Annotated in this window: 7 protein-coding genes; 3 read left to right on the forward strand and 4 right to left on the reverse strand. The window is 66.8% G+C overall.

The features are described from left to right. The 4 genes from E4L96_RS04005 to E4L96_RS04020 all read right to left on the reverse strand — a co-directional run. Positions 1–800, reverse strand: an 800-nt coding sequence (locus tag E4L96_RS04005) for a glycosyltransferase (protein WP_135205939.1), incomplete at its 3' end; no start/stop codon positions are given. A 34-nt stretch (positions 801–834) separates the two neighbouring features. After that, positions 835–1584, reverse strand: a complete 750-nt coding sequence (locus E4L96_RS04010) for an XrtA-associated tyrosine autokinase (protein WP_229414212.1) — start codon at positions 1582–1584, stop codon at positions 835–837. A 113-nt stretch (positions 1585–1697) separates the two neighbouring features. Further along, positions 1698–3230 carry an XrtA system polysaccharide chain length determinant gene (locus tag E4L96_RS04015; protein ID WP_135205940.1) on the reverse strand — a complete coding sequence of 511 codons (1533 nt, stop codon included), beginning with the start codon at positions 3228–3230 and terminating at the stop codon, positions 1698–1700. Between the two features lie 222 nt (positions 3231–3452). Continuing rightward, positions 3453–4370: an EDSAP-1 family PEP-CTERM protein gene (locus E4L96_RS04020; RefSeq protein ID WP_135205941.1), complete on the reverse strand. Its 918-nt coding sequence runs from the start codon at positions 4368–4370 to the stop codon at positions 3453–3455. 248 nt (positions 4371–4618) lie between these two features. Between E4L96_RS04020 and E4L96_RS04025 the strand changes: the two genes are divergently transcribed. Genes E4L96_RS04025 through E4L96_RS24035 form a run of 3 tightly spaced genes read left to right on the forward strand, consistent with a single transcriptional unit; the run spans position 4619 to position 6886 of the window. Continuing rightward, positions 4619–5356 carry an N-acyl amino acid synthase FeeM domain-containing protein gene (locus tag E4L96_RS04025; protein WP_135205942.1) on the forward strand — a complete coding sequence of 246 codons (738 nt, stop codon included), beginning with the start codon at positions 4619–4621 and terminating at the stop codon, positions 5354–5356. A 1-nt stretch (position 5357) separates the two neighbouring features. Beyond that, the gene (locus tag E4L96_RS04030; RefSeq protein ID WP_220433386.1) at positions 5358–6377 is read left to right on the forward strand and encodes an FAD-binding oxidoreductase; all 1020 of its coding nucleotides are present in this window, start codon (positions 5358–5360) and stop codon (positions 6375–6377) included. Then, positions 6347–6886: an FAD-linked oxidase C-terminal domain-containing protein gene (locus E4L96_RS24035; protein ID WP_220433387.1), complete on the forward strand. Its 540-nt coding sequence runs from the start codon at positions 6347–6349 to the stop codon at positions 6884–6886. The genes E4L96_RS04030 and E4L96_RS24035 overlap by 31 nt, the downstream gene beginning before the upstream one ends. The last annotated feature ends 111 nt before the right edge of the window (positions 6887–6997 follow it).

Genomic DNA, 6997 nt, shown 5'->3' on the forward strand with positions numbered 1-6997 from the left:
GGCCAGGCGCGGTGGGCCTGGCCGGCGCGCATCAGCATGTCCAGGCAGGTGGCGCGGGTGGGACCGTCGCCGATGATCAGCAGGCGCAGGCGCTGATGAGCCGGGTCGCCGCTGGCCGCCAGGCGCAGGAAAGCGTCAACCAGGGCCGGGTAGTTGGCGTCTTCGTCGAACACGCCGACGCTGCCGATCACGAAGGCGTGGTCGACCATGAAGCCGGGCGGCCCGACCAGCGCGGGCGGGCCGAGGCGCGGGTGAAAGTGGATGCTGTCGACGCCGTTGGCGATCTGGGACACGCGGGCCGGCGGCGCGCCCACCGAGTCGATCAGCCATTCTTCGAGGTCGGCGCTGACGGCGATGAAATGGCTGATCAGTGGGCGCAGCAAGCGGCGCAGCAGCTGGTACTTGAGACGGCGGCCGAGCGGGTCGGGCGTTTCGCGCCCATGCTCGCCATGCACCCGCGACTTGACGCCGGCCAGCGCGGCCACCAGCTGGCCTTCCATGCCGCACAGGTTACGCGTGTGGATCACGTCGGGATGCAGCGCGCGCAGGGTGCGGAACATGCGCAGGTAGTGGGCGAAATCCTTGCCATCGCGCTTGTTCAGGGTGATCACCTCGACGTCGCGCTGGCGGAAGATGGCGCCGTGGCCCGGATGGTCCTTGAGGCAGACGATGGCGTGCCGGTAGCGGCCAGGCGGCATGTGGCGGATCAGGTTCAGCAGACCGTTTTCGGCGGCGGTGGTGTCCAGCTGGTGCACCAGATGGACGACCAGCCGGGGGGAATCGAAGGTGGCGGTGGTCATGGCGGTTCTCGCGCGGCGGGGGCTCGGGTGGAAATCAATCGTAGTAACTGTGGTAGTAGCTTCCGGGGAGCTGGCGCGATTTGTTGCAGATGATATTGATGTGATGGCAGTTTTCCAGACGCCGCAGGGCTTCGCGCACGGCGCGCTGGGTGGTGGTCTCGGACTCGATCACCATTACGACCTGGCCCATATTTTGGGCCAGCACGTTGGCTTCGGTCGTCAGCAGCAGCGGTGGTGAATCGAAGATCACGATGCGGTCCGGGTAGCGGCTGGAAATGTCATCCAGCAGCGCGGCCATGGCCTGGCTGGCCAGCAGCTCGGTCGCATGCTTGTTGCTGCGCCCGGCGGGCAGGATGCTCAGTGAGGGAATGTTGGTGCGCAGGATCACGTCGGACAGGCTCAGCTCTTCGTTGAGCAGGATGTCCATCAGACCGGGCGCGGGGCCGATGCCGAGCACCTTCGGGATCGACGGCCGGGCCACGTCGGCATCGACCAGCAGAACGGTGTGGTCTTTCTCCATGGCGATGCTCATGGCCAGGTTGACGGCGCAGTAGGTTTTGCCTTCCCCGGGCAGGGCGCTCGTCACCAGCACCAGGTTGCTGTGCTTGTGGCCGATGCGGGACTCGCCCAGTGCGGCACGCAGCAGCGGCCGCTTGATGATGCGGAAGTCCTCGGCGGTGCTGGTGCGGGCACCGTCCTGGGTCACCAGGCCCATGCGGCGCAGGCGCTCCAGGTCGACCTCGACGTGGCGCCGGTCCGGCGACTGCAGTTCGACGATGTTCACGTATCCTCCGGTGGGCGTGGATCAGCGTTCAGATGCGCTGCGGGCTCAGATGCGCTGCGGGCTCAGATGCGCTGCGGGCTCAGATGCGCTGCGGGCTCAGATGCTTTGTAGGCTTAGATGCGCAGGACCGTCATGGCCAGCACGCCGCCGTAGGCCGTGAGCAGGGTGGCGAAGGCGGCGCCAAAGGCGTACTGACCGCGGCGCCGCTTGATGCGCTCACCTGGAGTCCAATTCATGCCGACCGTACCGATCACGTTCAGGCCAGTGACGGCGCGCATGGCGGCCGGGCCGAGGAAGGTCGGGCGGGCCTGGCTCATGGCGAAGGCGGCGGCGGGGCCGGCCAGCAGGGCGGCCAGCAGCACCACGCTGTACAGCATCAGCCGGTTGGGGCCGATCGGCGCCAGCGGCAGCGTCGGCGGATCGATGATCTTGAAGGTCATCATGTCCGTGGTGCTGGACAGGTCGCCGGACAGCTTGGCAGCCTCGCGCTTGGCCATCAGCTTTTCGTAGTTGTCTTTGTTGAGTTGGTAGTCGCGGGTCAGCTGGGCCAGCTGCGATTCGATCTCGGGCACGGCGTTGATCTGAGCCAGCAGGCGGGCGTGGCGGGCGGCGTACTCGTTGACCCGGGCGCGCATCGCGGCGACCTTGGCATCGGCCTCTGTCTGCGCCACCTTCAGCTGCTGCAGCATGGGGCTGTAATTCTTGCCGGGGTCGCCGTCGGGAGCTTTCTTCTCCTTGGCCTCGGCTTTCTTGCGCTCCTCCAGCTGGGCAATCAGGCGCTTGGCGGCGATGATGTCCGGGTGCAGTTCGGTGTACTGCAAGCGCAAGACGTCCAGGTTCTTGTTGATGGCGGAGATGCGGCTGTCGATCTCGGGATTTGCGACCTCGACCGGTTTCGGGTCGAGGCCGACCACCGGTTCGTCGCCCGAGATCTGGGCCTTGATGGCGTTGCGGGCCTGTTCGGCCTCTTCCAGCTCGAGCTTGGCGGTGTTCAGGGCATCGCCGGCCAGCGCCAGCTGGGATGAGTAATCGGTGCCTTGCTGCGGCAGCAGGCCGGCGTTGCGCAGCTTGAAATCCTTGACCGCGTTCTCCGCAGCCACCAGGCGGTCCTCGTAGTTCTTGATCTGGTCGTCGATGAATTGGACAGCCTTCTCGGACTCGCCTTTTTTGCCCTTGAAACTGCCTTCCACGAAGATGGTGAGCAGCGACTGCACCACGTCCCGCACCAGCTTCGGGTTCTTGTTGTTGTAGGTGATGGTGTAGATGTCGTAGGTGCTGGTGCCGCCGATCTTGATCTTGGACATCAGCTCCTCGATCTGCTGCTCGTGCTCGCGGGCCGTGGTGGCCTTCACGTCCAGGTCCACCATGCGCATCACGCGTTCGACGTTGGGGCGGCTGAGCAGGGTGCGGCTCATGATGGCGACCTGCTGCTCGACGTTCGGCAGCGTGGTCATCGGGGCCAGCAGTGGCTTGAGGATGCTCTGGGTGTCGACGAACACCCGGGCGGTGGTCTGGTAGTCGTCCGGCAGCGTATAGACGCGCAGCCAGCCGAGTAGCGCAACGCTCCACATGACGGCCAACGCATGCCAGCGGTGATTCCAGATACCGCGGATGCTGGCGACTAGCTGGGTAACGAAGTCCTCCATGGTACGCGGGCCTCCGGAATAACTCTGTGCAGGGTCAGCCGATTATAGGGGCGTGTCAGCGGGCTCCGGCCCCAACCACCGCCTGCCTTGAGCCCGCTCAAGCGACCTCGACAGCCAGTACAACAGACGTGCCGACCGGCCGCCGGGCTTGCGCCACGACAGCCGGAAGAAAAAAGACCGGCCGTTGCCGGCCGGCCAAGCGCAGCTCCCACAAGGAGACGGTCAGGACTTGCGGCGACGCGACACCACGGTGGCGCCCAGCAAGCCGATGCCAAAGATCGCCAGCGAGGCAGGCTCCGGCACCGCCTGCAGGGCGTTGGCCAGCGTGTTGTGCTGGATGGTGATCTGGTAGGTGTCGGTCGCGTTGAGGATCGGGGTGACGGCGCTGAAGGCCATGGTGCCCGGGTTGTAGGTGGTGGTGCCCGGGGCGCCGTCGGTGCGGCTGACGTTCGACAGGGCGTTCAGCTCGTTCGGCGCATAGCTGAACACGGTGGTCCCGGTGGTCAGGTCGACAATATTGACACTCCACGACAGGCGGGCGTTGGCGTTGGTGGTGGCACCGGCGCCGGCCGAGACCCACGCCTGGCTGAACGGCGTGCCGTCGAAGGCGATGGTCATGGTGTCGGCCGAACCCAGCGTGAAGGCGAAGGTGGTCGAGGTGCCGACGTCCGAGTTGCCGGCGGCGACGGCGTTCATCATCACCGAGGCGTCGGCCCGGGTCTGGGCGTGGGCGCCGGCCGGGGCCATGCCGACGGTGATCGAGCTGCCGGTCAGGTTCTCGTCAGCATAGCCGAAGGTGCCGGGGGCCGGCGGCGGGAAGGGGAACGGGGTGAAGTCGTTCTCGGCCTTCGGGAAGCAGGTGCCGACGCACTGGTGCGGCACGTCCGGCGTGGTGCCCGACAGGATCGGGAACGACTGCGCGCCGTTGGCAAACACGGCGTTCAGGTTGGCCGTGGCGTGCGCGTCGTTGGTGCCGGTCAGGGTGCGGAAGTCGGTGGCGGCAAAGGCAGTGCCACTCGAATGCAGCAGGCGGAAGTTGTTGATGTCGAGGATGGCCGAAGCGAAGCTGTCGGCGTGCGCACTGGCCATGGCACCCAGAGCGAGGCTGGCGGCCAGGACGGTTTTGCGTACTAAGTTCATGGCGGATCTCCTGTGAATTTGGTTTGGTGCACGGCCCCCATCAGCAGGATGCGTGCCAGCCAACTTTCCCTCATCAAATCAAGCACTTGCGCGACCCCGGCCGGACCAGCCCCGACTTGCGTCAAGGGCCTGGCAGTAATCCCGACATTTTTTCTCGTCAGTTACGGAACTTCTTATGCATGACCCTGTCTGATTGCTCACGGGACAGCGCCGCGGGCGGCGCGCCGGTTACATGGAGGAGCTCAACCATGCTGCATGACGACGAACCGATTGTGTCGTTCGAATCTCCCGTGGGCCTGCGGGATTTGTGTATTGAAGGGCGCCCGCAGGATGAGGGCGCGGCCCTGGACATCCAGGTGTTCCATATCCGGATGGCGAACTCGCAGGGGCGGCGCGAGGCGGCCAGCCTGCTCATCCGCAAGATGTACGGCTGGCGCGGCTACGACGTCGAGCACGCCGTGCACCACGACCCCAACAAGATCACCCTGTACGCCGAAACCAACGGGATGATCGTCGGCACCATGAGCCTGTGCCTGGACCGGGAAGCGGGCCTGCCGGCCGATGAAAATTTTCGCGACAAACTGGACGAATTGCGGGTCCAGGGCCGCCGCATGTGCGAGCCGTCGCGCCTGGCGATCGACAAGGGCGTGACCAAGCGCGTGTTCGCCTCGCTGATCCACATCTCGTACATCTACGCACGCCTGATCCAGGGCTTCACCGACTACGTGATCGAGGTCAACCCGCGCCACGTGATGTTCTACAAGCGCATGCTCGGCTTCCATGACTTCGGCGGCGAGCGCCCCTGCACCCGGGTGGGCGCCCCGGCCGTGCTGCTGCGGCTGGAACTCGAGTACATGGGCGAGCAGATCCGCAAGTTTGGCGGCCTGTTCGAGAACCACGAGAGCGAGCGGTCGTTTTATCCGTATTTTTTCCCGACATGGGACGAGCCCGGCATTACCGCGCGTCTGATCGGGGGACGGGGCTGATATGGCAGACATGGAAGGAGCAGGCCAGGACGCCGTCGCTGCGCTGCGCGCGCTGCTGGGCGCCGCCCACGTCCTCGATGACGCGGACACCCTGGGCGCCTACGCCCGCAGCACCGCCGCGCGGCCCACCCGCCCGCGCGCGGTCGTGTACCCGGGCACGGCGGAGGAGGTGGCCGGAGTGGTGGCGATCGCCGCGCGGCTGCAGGTCCCGCTGTACCCCATCAGCACCGGCAAGAACTGGGGCTATGGCGATGCGACGGCGGTCACCTCCGGCCAGATCATCGTCGAACTGAGCCGCATGAACCGGATCCTCGCGCTGGACACCGAGCTGGGCTACGCCGTGATCGAGCCCGGCGTGACGCAGGCGCAATTGTCGAACTACCTGGCCGAGCATGGCGGCGAGCTGTGGATGGACAGCACCGGCGCCGGCCCGGACACCAGCCTGGTGGGCAATATCATGGAGCGCGGCTTCGGCCACTCGCCGTATGGCAACCGGCTGCTGCACATCGCCGGCCTGCAGGTGGTGCTGGCCAATGGCGACGTGGTCAACACCGGCTTCGGCCATTACCCGTCAGCGCGCACGACCTATCTGTATCCCTATGGACTGGGTCCTTACCTGGATGGGATCTTCACGCAATCCAATTTTGGCATCGTCACGCGCCTGGGGATGTGGCTGATGCCGCGCGCGGAAAGCGTCAACCACTTCCTGTGCTCGGTCGACCGGCACGAAGACATCGGCGCCGTGGTCGACGCCTTGCGCCCGCTGCGCATGGACGGCACCTTGCGTAGCATCCTCCACATCGGCAACGATTTGCGCGTGCTGTCGGGCGGCATGGTGTTCCCGCGCGACATGGTACCGTCCAGCACCGCACTGCCGGACGAGCTGCGCCAGCGCCTGCGACAGCAGGCCGGGGTGGGCGCATGGACCGTGTCCGGCGCCTTGTACGGCCGCACGCGCCAGGTAGCGGCCGCCCGCCACGCCGTGCGCGCGTGGCGCTGGGCGAGTCGCTGTTCGCGATGAACCGCGGCGTGCCGAATGGCCGCTTCCTGGCCGGGGCCTACTGGCGCCGGCGCGGCGGCCTGCCCGCGCAGTTCCCGCAGGGCGCGAACCCGGCCGCCGACAACTGCGGCCTGCTGTGGGTGTCGCCCGTGCTGCCCCTCCGTGGCGCGGACATGCTGGAGGTCCACGGCTTGGCCGAGCCCGTGTTCCGCCAGTACGGGTTCGACCTGTTCGCCACCTTCAGCATGATCAACGAGCGCACCCTGGGTGGCGTGCTGACCATCGCCTACGACAAGGACGATCCAGCCGAGACCGCCCGCGCGCGCGCGTGCTACCGCGCGCTGTTCGACTTGCTGATGGCGGCGGGCTACATTCCGTACCGGGTCGGCAACCAGTCGATGGCGGACCTGGACCCGCACGGGGACAGCTACTGGCGCACGGTCCGCCGCATCAAGGACGCGCTCGATCCGGATGGGATCCTGTCCCCGGGCCGCTACGACCCGGCGCGGGCCGGGCCACCAGGGACGTAAACAAGCGCCGCACCGGCCTGGCGGTAGGGCGCTTGAACGACAGCGCGGCGGTCACGCCGCGAAGGCTGATTGCGCCGGCCACGCCGCTAAGGCTGAGTGCGGCCGCTGCGC

It is taken from the genome of Zemynaea arenosa, assembly GCF_004614185.1.
GTDB lineage: Bacteria > Pseudomonadota > Gammaproteobacteria > Burkholderiales > Burkholderiaceae_D > Telluria > Telluria arenosa.

Bases quoted from the DNA above. Each gene is read 5' to 3' on its own strand.
- E4L96_RS04015 (WP_135205940.1), bottom strand. From the start codon at position 3,230: ATGGAGGACTTCGTTACCCAGCTAGTCGCCAGCATCCGCGGTATCTGG.
- E4L96_RS04020 (WP_135205941.1), bottom strand. From the start codon at position 4,370: ATGAACTTAGTACGCAAAACCGTCCTGGCCGCCAGCCTCGCTCTGGGT.
- E4L96_RS04025 (WP_135205942.1), top strand. From the start codon at position 4,619: ATGCTGCATGACGACGAACCGATTGTGTCGTTCGAATCTCCCGTGGGC.
- E4L96_RS04030 (WP_220433386.1), top strand. From the start codon at position 5,358: ATGGCAGACATGGAAGGAGCAGGCCAGGACGCCGTCGCTGCGCTGCGC.